This is a genomic window from Blastococcus sp. SYSU DS0510 (assembly GCF_054050835.1).
Map to the genome: position 1 here is coordinate 19,076 of NZ_JBJHAC010000017.1, position 14,376 is coordinate 33,451.

14 protein-coding genes, 4 pseudogenes and 1 other annotated feature are annotated in these 14,376 nt (G+C 69.4%); of the genes and pseudogenes, 9 read left to right on the forward strand and 9 right to left on the reverse strand.

Annotated features, from left to right (window positions below; genetic code table 11):
* Positions 1–335: 335 nt before the first annotated feature.
* Together ACI79P_RS14495 and ACI79P_RS14500 are read right to left on the reverse strand one after the other, a co-directional pair.
* Entirely contained in the window at positions 336–992 is a 657-nt protein-coding gene (locus ACI79P_RS14495) for a response regulator (RefSeq protein WP_456581757.1), read from the reverse strand.
* Complete coding sequence (locus ACI79P_RS14500; protein ID WP_456581758.1) at positions 989–2,122, reverse strand: sensor histidine kinase; 1,134 nt, start codon at positions 2,120–2,122, stop codon at positions 989–991. The genes ACI79P_RS14495 and ACI79P_RS14500 overlap by 4 nt, the downstream gene beginning before the upstream one ends.
* A gap of 988 nt (positions 2,123–3,110) precedes the next feature.
* Between ACI79P_RS14500 and ACI79P_RS14505 the strand changes: the two genes are divergently transcribed.
* The 3 genes from ACI79P_RS14505 to ACI79P_RS14515 all read left to right on the forward strand — a co-directional run bounded on the left by ACI79P_RS14505 (position 3,111) and on the right by ACI79P_RS14515 (position 5,364).
* Complete coding sequence (locus tag ACI79P_RS14505) at positions 3,111–3,482, forward strand: hypothetical protein (RefSeq protein ID WP_456581759.1); 372 nt, start codon at positions 3,111–3,113, stop codon at positions 3,480–3,482.
* A 173-nt stretch (positions 3,483–3,655) separates the two neighbouring features.
* Positions 3,656–4,555 carry an ABC transporter ATP-binding protein gene (locus tag ACI79P_RS14510; RefSeq protein ID WP_456581760.1) on the forward strand — a complete coding sequence of 300 codons (900 nt, stop codon included), beginning with the start codon at positions 3,656–3,658 and terminating at the stop codon, positions 4,553–4,555.
* Positions 4,552–5,364, forward strand: coding sequence for an ABC transporter permease (locus tag ACI79P_RS14515; RefSeq protein WP_456581761.1), 813 nt, complete (start codon positions 4,552–4,554; stop codon positions 5,362–5,364). Before ACI79P_RS14510 ends, ACI79P_RS14515 begins: the two co-directional genes overlap by 4 nt.
* A gap of 365 nt (positions 5,365–5,729) precedes the next feature.
* On the opposite strand, the gene ACI79P_RS14520 is transcribed toward ACI79P_RS14515, so the two are convergent.
* The 6 genes and pseudogenes from ACI79P_RS14520 to ACI79P_RS14545 form a co-directional block, all read right to left on the reverse strand.
* A complete protein-coding gene (locus tag ACI79P_RS14520) occupies positions 5,730–6,041 on the reverse strand; it encodes a type II toxin-antitoxin system PemK/MazF family toxin (protein ID WP_456581762.1) in 312 nt (103 codons plus the stop codon).
* Positions 6,031–6,264: a hypothetical protein gene (locus ACI79P_RS14525; protein ID WP_456581763.1), complete on the reverse strand. Its 234-nt coding sequence runs from the start codon at positions 6,262–6,264 to the stop codon at positions 6,031–6,033. The genes ACI79P_RS14520 and ACI79P_RS14525 overlap by 11 nt, the downstream gene beginning before the upstream one ends.
* 206 nt (positions 6,265–6,470) lie before the next feature.
* Positions 6,471–7,369: pseudogene (locus tag ACI79P_RS14530) on the reverse strand (IS256 family transposase); the annotation flags it as partial.
* 30 nt (positions 7,370–7,399) lie between these two features.
* Positions 7,400–8,652, reverse strand: a protein-coding gene (locus ACI79P_RS14535) for an IS3 family transposase (RefSeq protein ID WP_456581764.1) whose coding sequence is annotated in 2 segments (ribosomal slippage) — positions 7,400–8,358 and positions 8,358–8,652 — 1,254 coding nt in all. Because the reading frame shifts where the segments join, the coding sequence is not laid out codon by codon here.
* Positions 8,240–8,371, reverse strand: a sequence feature (AL1L pseudoknot). Its footprint overlaps the gene before it by 132 nt.
* A gap of 422 nt (positions 8,653–9,074) precedes the next feature.
* Complete coding sequence (locus ACI79P_RS14540) at positions 9,075–9,230, reverse strand: helicase-related protein (protein ID WP_456581765.1); 156 nt, start codon at positions 9,228–9,230, stop codon at positions 9,075–9,077.
* A gap of 73 nt (positions 9,231–9,303) precedes the next feature.
* Complete coding sequence (locus tag ACI79P_RS14545) at positions 9,304–10,044, reverse strand: GAF and ANTAR domain-containing protein (RefSeq protein ID WP_456581766.1); 741 nt, start codon at positions 10,042–10,044, stop codon at positions 9,304–9,306.
* A 550-nt stretch (positions 10,045–10,594) separates the two neighbouring features.
* Between ACI79P_RS14545 and ACI79P_RS14550 the strand changes: the two genes are divergently transcribed.
* The 5 genes and pseudogenes from ACI79P_RS14550 to ACI79P_RS14570 form a co-directional block, all read left to right on the forward strand.
* On the forward strand, positions 10,595–10,975 hold the full coding sequence (locus ACI79P_RS14550) for an ArsR/SmtB family transcription factor (protein ID WP_456581767.1): 381 nt from the start codon (positions 10,595–10,597) through the stop codon (positions 10,973–10,975).
* Positions 10,976–11,073: 98 nt separating this feature from the next.
* Positions 11,074–11,334, forward strand: a pseudogene (locus ACI79P_RS14555) (SulP family inorganic anion transporter); the annotation flags it as partial.
* Between the two features lie 28 nt (positions 11,335–11,362).
* A pseudogene (locus ACI79P_RS14560) lies at positions 11,363–12,118 on the forward strand (SulP family inorganic anion transporter); the annotation flags it as partial.
* A 102-nt stretch (positions 12,119–12,220) separates the two neighbouring features.
* Positions 12,221–12,946: a sodium-independent anion transporter gene (locus ACI79P_RS14565; RefSeq protein ID WP_456581833.1), complete on the forward strand. Its 726-nt coding sequence runs from the start codon at positions 12,221–12,223 to the stop codon at positions 12,944–12,946.
* 128 nt (positions 12,947–13,074) lie between these two features.
* Positions 13,075–13,371 (forward strand): annotated as a pseudogene (locus ACI79P_RS14570) (pyridoxamine 5'-phosphate oxidase family protein); the annotation flags it as partial.
* A gap of 10 nt (positions 13,372–13,381) precedes the next feature.
* Here the strand turns inward: ACI79P_RS14570 and ACI79P_RS14575 are convergent.
* Complete coding sequence (locus ACI79P_RS14575; RefSeq protein ID WP_456581836.1) at positions 13,382–13,648, reverse strand: hypothetical protein; 267 nt, start codon at positions 13,646–13,648, stop codon at positions 13,382–13,384.
* Positions 13,649–13,782: 134 nt separating this feature from the next.
* On the opposite strand from ACI79P_RS14575, the gene ACI79P_RS14580 reads away from it, so the two are divergent.
* A complete protein-coding gene (locus tag ACI79P_RS14580; protein WP_456581768.1) occupies positions 13,783–14,376 on the forward strand; it encodes a hypothetical protein in 594 nt (197 codons plus the stop codon).

Consider the following 14,376-nt stretch of genomic DNA (forward strand, 5'->3'; position numbering starts at 1 on the left):
CCCATGACGACCACGATCGCGACCGCTCTAGGAAGCGATCCCCCGTCACCGTAGATCTGCTGGGCGATGACGAAGATGAGGATGATCGCCAGAGCCCCGACAGCATCACGTAGCAGCTCAGGTAGAGCACGCCACCACGTCACCGCTCGAACGTAACCCCGTCGGAGGCGCGACGGAACCTCCCTAGCTAGGGCGCTTCAGGGCGGCGCTGCGAGTCATGTGGGCCGGGCCGCGAGTCCCGGCGCCCGCCCGCGCTCGCGGTGGACGTCGCTGTGGACAGCCCACGGCTCCAGCGTCCCGTCGACCCGGCTGTGGCCTCGCGGCTTGCGAGCCGATCAGGTGTCGACGCGGTGCGTCTCGTAGGCCCACATGGCGATCTCGACGCGGTTGCGGGCGTTCAGCTTGCGCATCAGGGCGGCGATGTGGGTCTTGACGGTGCTTAGGCTGATCGACAGCTCTTTGCCGATCTCGCTGTTGGTCCTCCCTCGAGCGGCAGCGAGCAGGACCTGTTCCTCGCGAGCGGTCAGCGGCTCGACGGGCTCGGGTGGCATCGGGCGCGAGCGGTTGTCGGCGAAGGAGGACAGGAGCCTGGCGGTGATGTTGGGTGCGATCAGGGCGTCGCCACGGGCGGCGGCATGCACGGCCTGGGTGAGCAGTTCGGCGCCGGCGTCCTTGAGCAGGAACCCCCGGGCGCCTGCCTTCAGCGCGCCGTAGACGTACTCGTCGAGGTCGAAGGTGGTGATGACGACGACGGCCAGGGGCTCAACGACATCGGGCCCGGCGAGTTGCCGGGTGGCCTCGATCCCGTCGACGTCCGGCATGCGGATGTCCAGCAGGCACACATCGGGACGCAGCGAACGCGCCATGGCGATCGCCCGTCGGCCGTCAGCGGCCTCGCCGACGACGGTGATGCCTGGCTGGGCGTGCAAGATCATGCACAGCCCCGCCCTGACGATGTCCTGATCGTCGGCGACGAGCACGCGGATGGTCATGACACGCGCACCGTGTGAGGCAGCGAGGCGTCAACGCTCCAGCCGCCGTCCGGGTCAGGTCCCGCCCGCAGGGTGCCTCCGAGCAGGCTCGCCCGTTCCGCCATGCCGCGGAGCCCGAAGCCGGCCGCAGCAGATCCGGCCGTACTTGCCTCGCCGTCGTCGTGCACTCGCAGGCCCACCTGGCCGCGGGATGCGGCGAGGTCGATGGTGACCTGGGTAGCCCCGGATGCGTGGCGGGTCGCATTGGTGACCGCCTCGGCGGCGATCAGGTAGAGGGCGGTGCTGACTGCTGGGTCGAGGGCCTCGACGTCACCGGAGACCTCCACGCGGACGCCCAGCACCTCGCCGCCGGGCCGGGCCAGCCGCTCGATGTCCGCCACGCCCCGGCGGGGGGCCAGATCGGCGTCCGTTCCGTCGCGCAGCACACCCACCAGCGCCCGCATCTCCTTCAGCGTCCGGGACGCCTCTTCTTCGATGGTGCTCAGTGTGGCCAGCGCGCGCTCAGGATTGGCGGCCGACAGCGCACGACCTGCCTGTGCCTGGACGGCGATGGCTGAGACGCGGTGGCCGACCGTGTCGTGCAGCTCGCGGGCGAGTTCGTTGCGCTGGCGCAGCCGCACCTGCTCGATCTCGCGATCGTGGCTTCTGGTGCGATAGCGCACTGCCGCGCCCAGCGCGGCCGAGAACAGGAACAAGCCGTAGCCGCCGACGATCTCCGCGGGTGAGGTCGGGACCGCGGCGAGGGTGACGGGCAGCCAGATGAGGATGATGCCGAGTCCGAGGACAGCCTCGCGACCTGCCCCCCAGCGCAGCAGGGCGTAGGGCAGCACGAGCAACCCGGCGATGCCCAGCAGACCGGTGGTATCGACAGCCACGATCCTCGCGATGTCGAAGGCAAGGACGGCTCCGAAGGCCACGGCGACCGCGGCCAGCGGCTGCGTGCGTCGCCACAGCAGGCACGCCGCGACCACGACGCTGACACCGATCAGGAGTGGCGCCCATGCTCTGTCGTCGCGCAGCAGCATCTCGACGAGCGAGATCGCGACAAGACCCGAGGACAGCGCCCAGTCCCGCCAGACCCGCGCCGGCGGGCACGCGGGGCGAGGCTCGGCCCACACTCCAGCAAGCATGCTTCCCCCTCCCGGCCAACGTAGAGGGGCCGCCGCTCGGGCGGATCAGCCGAAAGTACTGCGGATGTCCCGTCCCTGCGGCCAGGACGGCTGGAGCCCGCAGGCGTGTGGCCCGGCAGCATGACCCCGGCCCTCCTGCTGCTGACGACCGGCGCCGCCGTGTGCGAGCAGACAGCCGGGGGGCAGAGGTATGTAGCAGCGCCACGCTTCCGCTGTCGCTCGGCTCCCGATTCTCGTGGGCAGTGTGGCAGCCCCGCTGACCATCGCGGTTGATCCCGCTGCGCCGCAGTGCCGCCCGCCGTGAGCGTTCAACCGCGAATGCCGTGGCCGCGCGTGAGCCGCCGTCGCGAGAACGATGCGCCTCGTACGGACATGCGCATGAAGCTGATGCCGAAGACGTCCCTTGCTCTTCTCGAGCATGCCTTCGACCAGATGCTCGTCGTGGCCGGGGTGCTGGGAGAGCCACGCATTCACCAGCGACCGCTGGGACCACAACGAATGCGGCCGGCGCCCTCATCGTCCACTGCTGCGAGGTGACGGAGTTCTGGTTGGGTCATGTCGCACGGCGGCTGCCGAGCGTCCGTGACCGCGAAGCGGAGTTCAGTGCGGTCGAGTCACTGGACGACCTGCACCGACGGGTCGCGACGCGCGTTTCTACTGCTGCGCGGGACCTGGAATGGATAGCGGAGGTCTTGGCGGCGGCGTGAACGGCGCACGCAAGTTCCTGCCAGGAACTGATCATTCAGACCTCGCCGTGGTGCTCTACGTGCTGTAGGAGCTGTAGGAGCACCTCGGCCACATCGAGCTGCCGGCGGGCGATCTGCGCCAGTCGCTCGACCCGACACCGCCTTGACTGGCAGTTGCGCGGCCCTTCCGTCCGCGCATGAGGTGAGCGACGACCACAGCGATCACCCCGCTGCTCCGGTGCGCGGCGGGTCTCGTTACCTGGGCGGTCTCGCTGTGGGACAGCGAGTACTACTGGGACGAGGTGTCCCAGTCCTTCCCAGGTCCCTACCGCACGGCGCAGGTCGTCGGCTGCGCCCTGACCTACCTCCTGGTCGCGGTGCCGATGTCCTGGAAGCTGAGGCCACTGTTGGTGACGATGGGAATGGCCATCGGGTTCGCGGCCGCGTGGTCTGCCCACGCCGCCGGTCGTGACCAGACAGGGACGTTCCTGTTCGGAACTGTCTTGCTCGTGCCGGTCCTGCTCGGTGCGGGCGTCCTCGCGAACGTCGCCGGGACGTGGCTTCGACTTCTGTGGCGCAGCCTGCCCAGGGAGCCCTTCTGGCTACGTGACAGCCCGGCTTCCGCGCTGTGGGTTGTCACCGCATCGGGGCACGGCGAGGTCGAACCCGCGTAGCGGTAGCAGATCGTCTCGATGGCCGGTCATTCCGATGCGGTAACCGGCGGTGCGCCTGAACAGGTCCTGAGATTGGCCCCAGGCATGCATGGCCCGGCGCCCATGCTTTCGGCTAGGTCAGAACTGGCCATCAAACCGATGTGCGCACGCCGCGACGCGGCGAGGGTTGTCACATGATCACCGTTGAATCACTGACCCGGAAGTACGCCGGCTTCACCGCCGTCGACGACGTCTCCTTCACCGCCATGCCCGGTCGCGTCACCGGCTTCCTCGGCCCGAACGGCGCCGGCAAGTCCACCACGATGCGCGTGATGGTCGGTCTCACCGTCCCGACGTCCGGCACCGTGACCATCAACGGAGAACGGTTCGCCGACCTCCCCAACCCCGGCCTCGAGGTGGGCGTCCTCCTGGACGCCTCCGCCCAGCACGCCGGTCGCACCGGACGCGAGATCCTCACGCTCGCCGCCGACACCATGGGTCTGCCCCGCCGCCGCGTCGACGAGATGCTCGAACTCGTCCGCCTGACGTCATCGGAGGCCAAGCGCCGGGTGCGCAACTACTCCCTCGGCATGCGCCAGCGGCTCGGTATCGCCACTGCACTCCTCGGAGACCCCACGGTCCTGATCCTCGACGAGCCCGCCAACGGGCTCGACCCGGCGGGGATCCGGTGGATGCGCGACCTGCTGACGGGCTTCGCCAGGCAGGGCGGCACCGTCCTGTTGTCCTCGCACCTGCTGCACGAGATCGAGGTCATCGCCGACGACCTGGTCGTGATCGGGAACGGCAAGATCGTCGCGGCCGGCAGCAAGGAAGAGCTGCTGGCCGCAGCGGGGACGCTCGTCCGGTCGACGTCACCGCGCGACCTCGCGCACGCCCTCGAGCTGGCCGGGGTCCCCAGCACGCTCGCAGGGGACGGCTCGGTCCGCACGGACGCCGACCCCGCTCGGGTCGGGGCCGTGGCCCTGACAGCGGGCATCGCCCTCACCGAGCTCCGGTCCGCCGAGGGCGCCGGGCTCGAAGACATGTTCCTGTCGCTCACTGCCGACACCCAACGCGAAGGAGTTGCGGCATGACCGCCACGATCATCCCTCCGGCCACCACCACCGAGGCACCGGTCCGCCGGGCCGCCCGTCCCATCCCGACCACCCGGCTCGTCAAGGTCGAGCTACGCAAGATGTTCACCACCCGCTCGGGACTCTGGATGCTCATCGGCATCGGCGTCCTGTCGCCCATCGCGACCGGGTCGGTCATAATTTTCGCTCCCGACAGCGACGTCACCTACGAGAGCTTCGCGAGGGCGAGCGGGTTCCCGATGTCGGTGATCTTGCCGATGATCGCGATCCTGGCCGTCACCAGTGAGTGGAGCCAGCGCAGTGGGCTCACGACATTCACGCTGGTGCCGAGCCGCGGACGCGTGATCGGCGCCAAGGCGGTCGCGACCCTCCTGGTGGGCCTCGGCTCCGTGGCCGTCGCCTTCGCTGTGGGCGCCCTCGGCAACGTGGCCGGTTCCGCACTCACCGGCGTCGACACCGTGTGGGACATTTCGATGTCCATGGCGCCCCAGATGGTGCTCTTCAACCTGGTCGGCATGGCCATCGGCTTCACCCTCGGTGTCGTGCTGCGCAACTCCGCGGCAGCGATCGTGGGATACTTCGTCGTCTCCCTGGTCCTGCCGGGCATCCTCGTCCTCCTGGCCCAGGTGCGCTCGTGGTTCGAGGACCTGCAGCCGTGGATCGACTGGAACGAAACGCAGGTGGCGCTCCTCGAGGGCGCCACGAACACCGGTGAGGAGTGGGGGATGCTCGCCTCGACCACGATGATCTGGATCGTCATTCCCCTCGTCGTCGGGCTGCTCTCCCTGCGCCGCTCCGAGGTCAAGTAGTCACACACACGGGCGGCGGTATCCGGAACTCATCTGTGCGTTCCGGATACCGCCGTCTCGTCGTGGACCGTCGATGGTGTCGGTCATTACTCGCTCTTCGCGGTCGGGCGGTGGTTCCGCCGTGCGCCGACCATGGCCCGGCACGTTGCAGAGCGGCTGCAACCCGGATGCATGCAGCCCCGTGCGCTTCCGTCTCCCCCGCGCGAAGCCCTACGGGGCTGCGTGGGAGGAGACAGTGACCATGCGGGCCGTGGCGCTCCCCTTCAGCCGCTCGAGGAGCAGGTCGGTCACGAGGAGCGACTGCTGGTGGAGGATGACTCGTGCTCGGCGGTGAGCCGCTGCCGGGACAGGTTGCGGGGTGTTGGTCACAGGCCGAGGACCAGGCGCAGCGCGGCGTCAACCTGGCGCAATTCATCGAAGCTGAGGTGCCCGGCCGACTCTCCTAAGCGCTGCGGGTCCACCGCACTCGTCTGTTCGACCAGCACCCGGGTTGGGCGGCCGTCGATGGACACCTCAGGACGGAACGTGGCCGCTCGGGCCGAGGTGGACGTCGGCGCGACCAGCCAGGTCGACAGCGGCAGCAGGTCGGACTGGACGACGACGGCATAGCGGGTGCCGGCCTGCTCATGGCCCCGGGCGCCGCGGGGAGAGCGCAGGCGGTAGACCTCACCACGCACGCAGCGTCTCCATGTCCCGGAGGACCTGAGCGCTCTCGGCACGGTCGGCGTCATCGGCTGCCAGCGCAGCGGCCTCGGCGCGCAGCCTGTCCTGCGCCGCTGTCTTGGCGGCATCGATCAGGGCCGCTCGAACGGCTGTGGAGACAGAGGTGCCGTCTTGCGTCAGGACTGCCAACGCTCGGCGCGCGTCTTCGTCGGGGCGGAAGGTGATCGTCTCGGCCACTCCCGAAGTGTCTCACGGAGAGTAAGACGCGGGGAGGGCGCTGCGCACCTGCCCCCGAAGGCGGCTCCGACACCTGCCTCCGCGGCGCATAAGGCAACTGAAAGGCACGAGTGCTGTCGGCTGAGCCCTGCCAGCAAGGACACCGCGCAAGGGGTCAAGTCCGCTGGCGTGGTGTGTGACGGCTTCCGCGCGATCTTCGTGTCTGGTTAGGCGCTGAGCGCCGGGATGGTCACCTCCTCGGTGGTGGAGTCGGTGTCGGGAACGGGTCGGATGCGGCAGCGGGCGAGGACGTCGAGGCCGAGGTAGCGGCGGCCTTCGGTCCATTCGTCGTGCTGCTCGGCGAGGACGGCGCCGACCAGTCGGATCACCGAATCGTGGTCGGGGAAGATGCCGACCACGTCGGTGCGGCGGCGGATCTCCCGGTTGAGCCGCTCGCTCGGGTTGTTGGACCAGATCTGGCGCCACACCTCCTTGGGGAAGCCGGTGAAGGCCAGCACGTCGGCCCGGGCGCCTTCGAGATGCTCGGCCACTTTGGGCAGCTTGTCGGCCAGGGCGTCGAGGACCCGGTCGAACTGCGCGTGCACGGAGGCGGCGTCGGGCTGGTCGTAGACCAAGTGCAGCAGCGCCCGCACCCACGGCCAGCTGCTCTTCGGCGTGGCCGCCATCAGGTTGGCCGCGTAATGGGTCCGGCAGCTCTGCCAGGCCGCACCGGGCAGGGTCGCGCCGATGGCGGTCACCAGTCCGGTGTGCGCGTCGGAGGTGACGAGCTGGACTCCGGTGAGGCCGCGGGCGGTCAGGTCGCGGAAGAAGGCCAGCCAGCCGGCGCCGTCCTCGGCGGAGGTGACCTGCAGGCCGAGGATCTCCCGGTGCCCGTCGGCGTTCACGCGGTGGCGACCAGGGCATGCACGTTCACGACCCGGCCGCCCTCGCGAACCTTCAGGACAAGGGCGTCGGCGGCGACGAACGTGTACGGACCGGCGTCCAGTGGGCGGTGCCGGAAGTCCGCGACCTGCGCGTCCAGCTCCTTGGTCATCTCGCTGACCTGGGACTTCGATAGCCGGGTGATGCCGAGGGACTCGACCAGCTTCTCCATCCGCCGCGTGGTGAACCGTCCTGGATGTGACGGACGCTCGGTTCACGCCACCGCGAGGTCCGCGGGGGTCGTGGTGTCACGGTAGTGGTGGTCTTCGAACTCGACCGGCGGGCAGTAGTCGATCGCCGAGTGCAGGCGTTCGGTGTTGAACCAGTGGACCCAGGCGGCGGTCTCCCGCTCCACTTCGTTGCGTCCGGTCCAAGAACGCAGCTGGTCGATGAGTTCGGTCTTGTAGAGCCCGATGGTGGACTCCATCAGCGCGTTGTCCAAGACGTCGCCGACCGAGCCGATGGACCCGGCGATGCCGGCCTCGAGCAGGGCCTCGGTGAACGCCAGAGACGTGTATTGCGACCCCGCATCCGAGTGATGCAGCAGGCCGGTGGCGGTGAAGGCGGCGTTGCCCCGGCGGCGGGTGAACAGTGCCTGCTCCAGCGCACTGCTGACCAGTGGTGTCGTCTTCGACGCCGACACCCGCCAGCCCAGGATGCGGCGGGAGTAGACGTCGGTGACGAAGGAGACGTAGACGAACCCGGCCAGGGTCCACACGTAGGTGAAGTCCGCCACCCACCATTGGTCCGGCCGGGTCGGCGAGGACCACGCCCGATCGCAGAGATCGGGGTGCCGAGCCGCGGAGGCGTCTCGGGTCGTGGTGATCGTCGAGTGCCGGCCGCGGCGGACGCCGTCGATGCCGGCGATGGCCATCAGGCGGCCGACCTGGTCTCGGCCCCACGGATGCCCGGCGCGGCGGGCGGTGTGCCACAACTTCCGCACCCCGTAGACCCGTCGGTTCTTCCGGTAGAGGTCGACCAGCGTGTTCGCGGCGTAGGCGTCTGCCAGCTCCGCGGCCGAGAACGGGCAGGCGACACGCGCGTAGTAAGTGCTCGGGGCGATCTTGACGCCGTGCTCGGTGAGCACGGCGCAGATCGGCTCGACCCCGAAGCGCTGCCTGTGCGCGTCGATGTAGTCGACGACTACTTGAGTCGGCGGTCGAGCTCCGCCGACGCGAAAAACGCTGAGGCGGTCTTGAGGATCTCGTTCGCCCGGCGCAGCTCGGCAACCTCCCGGCGCAACGCCTTGAGCTCGTCCGAGGCCTCGGTGGTCACCCCGGGACGGACTCCTGTGTCGATCTCCTCGCGCTCCACCCAATTGCGCAAGGTCGCGGGGTTGATGTCCAGCAGCGCGCCCACCGCCTTGCGGGTGGTCAGCTTCGACTCGCCCAGATCACGGATGCGCTCGGTGTACATCCGCACGGCCCGGGCGCGGGTCTCCTCGTCGCACTTGCGGCGTGCTGGCACGGTCTCAGTCTCCTTGCGAGATCAGAGCCTCTGCCAGATCCAGGACGGTTCATCCGCGACATCGCTCAACAGCTGATAGCCGATCAGGATGCGATTGACGCCGACGATCGACACGTAATCCAAGTGCGGGAGGTCATTCGCCGCTGCTGCCTCCACCAGCCGGTGCCGGCGCAGTGCACGACGGCGTCGAACCCGTCCGGGGCCACCGTGGGGCCGGCGCCGGTGCTCAGCTCGTCGACCATCTGCTGGGCGACGGGCGAGCCGCTCACGGCGCGCCGGCTCAGCACCCGGAACTCGTCACGGCCAGCGGCCAGGCGGTCCACCAGGGCTTGAAGTCTGCGGGAACTTCTTGGGCACAGCGACATCCTGTCCGGGGGACGAGATCTCGCAGAACGAGTGTCAACTGAAGTCGCAGCAGTCCCCTAGATAGGTGTCGAGGAGTCCACGGCCGAGGCGTGGACGACGAACCGGACATCGGGCTTGTCGATCGCCATCCCGAAGGCCGAGGTGCCTACCACCACGTCGACGTCGTCGGACAGGAAGTCTTCGTGCACCCGCTGCCGCTCGACCGCCTTCATCCCTGAGTTGTGGCCACGACTCGGGCCGCGATCTGTGCGAGCTCGTCCGCGTAGGGGTCTCGACCGCGAGGTCTCACTCCCGGCGGCGATCGGTTCCGGGGACTGCACCAGTGCTGGTGATCTCGCCGGCGATGTCGACCAGCTTCCGGTTCAGCTCCTGAGAGACACGTGCGAGCACACCGAATGCCTGGTCGGCGGTAAGTCGGTGCCGCTCCATGAGAATGCCCTTCGCCTGCCCGATGACATCGCGGTTGCTCATACCGGTACGCAGATTCGATTCGTGTTCGGCGCCGGCCAGAGCCACCGCGGCATGCGCAGCGAACATCACGCCGATCTCCTGACAATCGTCGTGGAAGGCTCCCGGCGTGCGGGAGTACAGGTTCAGGGCCCCCAAGCGGTCACCCTCGACGAACAGCTGAAAGCACAACATGCTGCCCACGCCCAAGCCGGCGGCCTGTCGCCCGAACTCAGGCCAACGCTCATCTACACCGACGTCGTCGACGCGAACGATCTGCTCATCCCAAACCGCGTCGAAACACGGTCCTTCCTCGAGTCGCTCCTGCAACGAATCGACCGACTCAGCAAGACCGCTGGTCGACGCCCGGGACTCGATCTTCGACCGCCCGATCACGTAAGTGATGCCGCACTCCTCTGCGTTGGGCACGACCCAGGTAGCGGTGGCACTAATGGCCTGCAGGGTGCCCTCCACGTCGCCATGCTCCTCCTGGAGTCGCCGAGCCACGCGACTCATCAGGTCACCCAAGCCCTCCGTCGGACCGATGTGACCTTCCGGATGGTCCCGCACCATGGCCATGATTCGAATCTAGCCAAGCAGTACATCTCCGCGGTCCGATTGGAGTCGCAACCGCCGACCATCTGTGTGACCGTCTCGGGCCGCGGCCCTCGACGCCCACAGCATCCGGCTCGCCCTGCCACCAATAGCGTTGCTACGACATATTCGCGCCCAGCCGACCGACACACGGTCAGCCCCCTCCGCGGACGGCGCGGGGTGTTCCGGACGGGTGCGGTGCCCGTGGTGGCCGTCCCCCTGGCAGGGCATCAGAACGCCATGCTGCCCGAGACTGCGCCGACTCGGTCATCGTGCGGGGTGTCCTCGGTAATCGAAGTGTGGCACACGATCGGCCACCTCACGGGCGTGTCACCGAGAGCTATCGGCGCACCCCTGCCATTTCCGGCGGCGCGGGGCGCGGCAAAGTGTCTCGGGGGGATCATCGGGATCACGTAGCCCTCGTCGTACTTGGCGATGGCGAGCAGGCCGGATCCGCGATACGCCGGCGGTGCGGAGGGCGAGGTCACATCGAGTTGATGGGTTTACATGTTCATCAAGCCGTTACCTTGGCCCTATGCCCTTCACCCCCGGACGCCCCGTCGCGGAGGCCAAGGCCGATCTGTTCAAGGCGCTCGCCCACCCCGCGCGGGTCCGGGTGCTCGAGCTGCTCGCCGAGGGTGAGCACACCATCGGCGAGCTTGCCGAGGCGACCGGGCTCGAGCTCTCGCACCTGTCGCAGCAGGTGACAGTGCTGCGCCGCGCCGGAATCGTCAAGAGCCTGCGGGTGCGCAGCAACGTCGTCTGCACACTCCGGGACCCGCAGACCGCCGAACTGCTCGCCGTCGCCCGACGGCTGCTCAGCCGCACCCTGCGCGACGGGCAGGCGTTGCTGGCCGCCCTGGACGACGCCGACGACGCAGTCTCGCTGGCCGGCGCGGCGCGGAACCGGACGTGAGCGCCGCGAACGGCCCGGCGGTCACCTCCCCGTTGCTGCGACTGCTGCCCCGCCGGTCCGACTACGCGGGCCTGCGCCGATCGTGGCCACGGGACGTCATGGCCGGGGTCACCGTCGGCATCGTCGCCCTGCCGCTGGCCCTCGCCTTCGGCGTCGCCACCGGCGTGGGTGCCTCCGTCGGCCTGGTGACCGCGGTCGTCGCCGGGGCCGTCGCCGCGGTGTTCGGTGGCTCCTCGCTGCAGGTGTCCGGCCCGACCGGCGCCATGGCGGTCGTGCTGGTGCCCCTCGTCGCCGAGCACGGGCCGCAGGTCGTCTACCCCGTCGCGGTGCTCGCCGGGGTGCTCGTGGTCGGCGCCGCCGTGCTGCGGCTGGGCCGGCCGGCTCCTCGGGTACGTCCCGTGGCCGCTGGTCGAGGGCTTCACGGTCGGCATCGCTGTCGTCATCGCCGCCCAGCAGGTGCCGAGCGCCCTGGGCATCGAGCAGCCCGAGGTCGAGAATTCGACGGGCGGCGCAGTCCTCGCCGTCGGGGACTTCCTCGCGCAGCCGCAGTGGGCCGTCATCGGCCTGCTCGTGCTGTCGGTCGTCCTGACCGCCGGGCTGCCGCGGCTGCACCGCTCACTACCGGGCAGCCTCGTCGCGGTCGTCGTCGTCACCGGCGTCGCCGAGGTCACCGGGGCCGGTGCCACGACGATCGGCGTGCTGCCCACGGGCCTGCCCGTGCCGGCGCTGCCCGACTTCGGCACGCTGAGCGCGCTCCTGGCCCCCGCGGCCGTGGTGGCCTTCCTCTCGGCCCTCGAGAGCCTGCTCTCGGCCCGGGTGTCCGACGGCATGACCGACGCCCCGCGCAGCGACGCCGACCGCGAGCTGTTCGGGCAGGGGCTGGCCAACATCGCTTCGGGCGTATGCGGCGGCATGCCGGCGACCGGCGCCATCGCGCGGACCGCCGTCAACGCCCGCGCCGGTGCTCGCACGCGGGTCGCCTCGCTGACCCACGCTCTGCTGCTGGCCGTCGTCGTCTACGCGGCTTCCGGGCTGGTCGGCCGCATCCCACTGGTCGCGCTGGCCGGGGTGCTGCTTGTGACCGCCTGGCGGATGGTGGAGCGACACACGGTTCGTGCGGTGCTGACCTCCACCCGCGGGGACGCGTTGATCTTCGGGCTGACCGCGATCGCCACGGTCGCGCTCGACCTCGTCATCGCGGTCGCCCTCGGAATGGCCCTCGCCGTCGTCATCGCGGTGGCCCGGATGGCCGGCACCGCGCGCGCCGTCCCGGAGGAGGTCACCAGCCCCGAGATCGACAGCGATGGGGAGCAGGCCCTGCTGGCCCGGCACGTGCTGGCCTACCGGCTCGACGGGCCGCTGTTCTTCGCGGCCGTGACCCGCTTCCTGGCCGAGGTCACCGCCACCGCCGACGTCCGGGTCGTCATCCTGCGCTTGAGCGCGGTCGGGATGCTCGACGCGAGCGGCGCCCGCGCCTTGGGCGAGGTGGTGGAAGACTTGGAAGAGCGCGGCATCACGGTGCTGCTCAAGGGTGCGAGCCCCGAGCACCTCCGCCTGCTGGACGTCGTCGGCACGCTGCGCCCCCTGGTGGACCGGGGGCACGTGTTCGCGACCATGCCCGGGGCGGTCGCCCACGCCCTGACGCACGCCGCAGTCTGCGCCCCGGCTGATGGCCGTTCACGTCGCGATGCCTGGCTGGGGCTTTTGCCTTTACCGCGCGGGTGCTCTGGGTCGAGCTGCGGCCCGGCTCGGCGTACCAGCGCATCATCCTGGGAAAGCCGGCAGGCCACCGCGGGGAGTTCGTGTTCAGCACAGATCCTGCCCGCCTCCCCACCCGGCTTCGGTGTCGGCAGGGAAGGAGGTCCCTTCGCGCAACGTCCGGCGACCCTGGGGCACGGCCGATCTCGAATCTATGTTGGTTATGACCCATTGCTGGGACGGATGAGCAGGCGTGGATCTCCGTGCGGCTAGATCGATCGACTGAGACACCTACAAGAGGAGACAACCTGCTGGCATGAAGGTTCTGATGTCACGCGGCGGGGTCCATGAGCATGGCTGAGGACGAACGCCTGCTCGAGGTGCTGGACGGAGCCGAGTGCATGCGACTGTTTGCGACGGCGTCCATCGGGCGGGTCGCCTTCACCGAGGGAGCGATGCCAGCGATCCAAACTGCGTCTTTCGCAGCCAGCGGGGACGACGTGCTCATTCTGACCGGCGTGGGCGGCAAGATGGCCGCCGGCAGCAGAAGTGCCGTATTGGCGTTCGAGGTCGACGACTACGACCTGACCGAACGGACCGGGTGGAACGTCACGGTCGTCGGGCCGTCCCAACTGATCAGCGATCCCAGCCGCGTCACAGCGCTGGACGCGCTCGGGGTTCTGCCGTGGCACCGGCCATGGCGCACTGCTACATCGCCCTGCACATGTCCTTGGTGCGCGCCACGCCGGCGTCCGCGGCGTCGGAGCCGATGGTGTAGGCGGAGATCAGCACGGCCCCGCCCGCGGCGCCGGCCAGCTGCTGGATGGTCGTGAACGCCGCGGTGCCGTGCGGGTAGAGGTCGGCGCGCAGCCCTGCCAGGGCCGTCGTCGTCATGGGTGCCCACATCAGGGCCTGGGACGCGGACATGACCAGGTAGGCCACCAGGGCCGTCCCGACGGCGGTGTCCTCGTCCACGGTGCTGAGGAACCACAGGGATGCCGTCCAGACGTTCGCACCCGGGATCGCCAGGGGGCGTGGGCCGACGCGGTCGTACACCCGCCCGCCCAACGCCGAGACCAGAGAGATGGCCGCTCGCCCAACTGGCCCTCATGGACCGCTACCTCTACAAGATCACCGACCTCGAAGCCGACCTCGTGGAGTTCGGACTCGCCTGGGTCGCCCCCATGGCCGACTTCCCTGATCACTTCGCTCTCGTGCGGCAGATGACGGCAGAAGTCGGCCACCTGCCGCACGAACTGATCGAAAGCTGGCAGGACGCCGGCCCACGCCGTGTGATGCGCGAGCTCGCCCTGCGCCTGAAGGACTTGCCGATCGCGGCCTGCTCCACATCGACGACCCCGCCCAGGCCGCGAACCACTTCGTACTGCTCGCCGCGTGGGACGTCACCGATCGCTCCTACTACGGCGCCATCCCACTGGAACGAGCGACTGTCGAGCGCATCGTCCGCTCAGGCGTACACGCCTTCTTGCACGGCTACCTGCCACCAGGGCCACAACTGCACGATTGACGGATGGTTGGTCACCGACGCGCCCGGCCAGACCTCCTCGATCACCTCGGCGACCCATCTGCCCGGTCACCCTCGACGACCCGTCCCTACCAGCGCCGCCTCCACTGTGTTCCTCCAGAGCCCCAAGACCCGAGCGATCACCCTGATCAGCATCCCCCGGCCCCCGGTGCGGTGA

What these genes read in the sequence shown, in the direction of transcription:
- ACI79P_RS14500 (WP_456581758.1), bottom strand. Translation starts at nt 2,122, where the DNA reads ATGCTTGCTGGAGTGTGGGCCGAGCCTCGCCCCGCGTGCCCGCCGGCG.
- ACI79P_RS14510 (WP_456581760.1), top strand. Translation starts at nt 3,656, where the DNA reads ATGATCACCGTTGAATCACTGACCCGGAAGTACGCCGGCTTCACCGCC.
- ACI79P_RS14580 (WP_456581768.1), top strand. Translation starts at nt 13,783, where the DNA reads ATGGACCGCTACCTCTACAAGATCACCGACCTCGAAGCCGACCTCGTG.
- ACI79P_RS14495 (WP_456581757.1), bottom strand. Translation starts at nt 992, where the DNA reads ATGACCATCCGCGTGCTCGTCGCCGACGATCAGGACATCGTCAGGGCG.
- ACI79P_RS14550 (WP_456581767.1), top strand. Translation starts at nt 10,595, where the DNA reads ATGCCCTTCACCCCCGGACGCCCCGTCGCGGAGGCCAAGGCCGATCTG.
- ACI79P_RS14540 (WP_456581765.1), bottom strand. Translation starts at nt 9,230, where the DNA reads ATGAAGGCGGTCGAGCGGCAGCGGGTGCACGAAGACTTCCTGTCCGAC.
- ACI79P_RS14515 (WP_456581761.1), top strand. Translation starts at nt 4,552, where the DNA reads ATGACCGCCACGATCATCCCTCCGGCCACCACCACCGAGGCACCGGTC.
- ACI79P_RS14565 (WP_456581833.1), top strand. Translation starts at nt 12,221, where the DNA reads ATGGCCGGCACCGCGCGCGCCGTCCCGGAGGAGGTCACCAGCCCCGAG.
- ACI79P_RS14545 (WP_456581766.1), bottom strand. Translation starts at nt 10,044, where the DNA reads ATGGCCATGGTGCGGGACCATCCGGAAGGTCACATCGGTCCGACGGAG.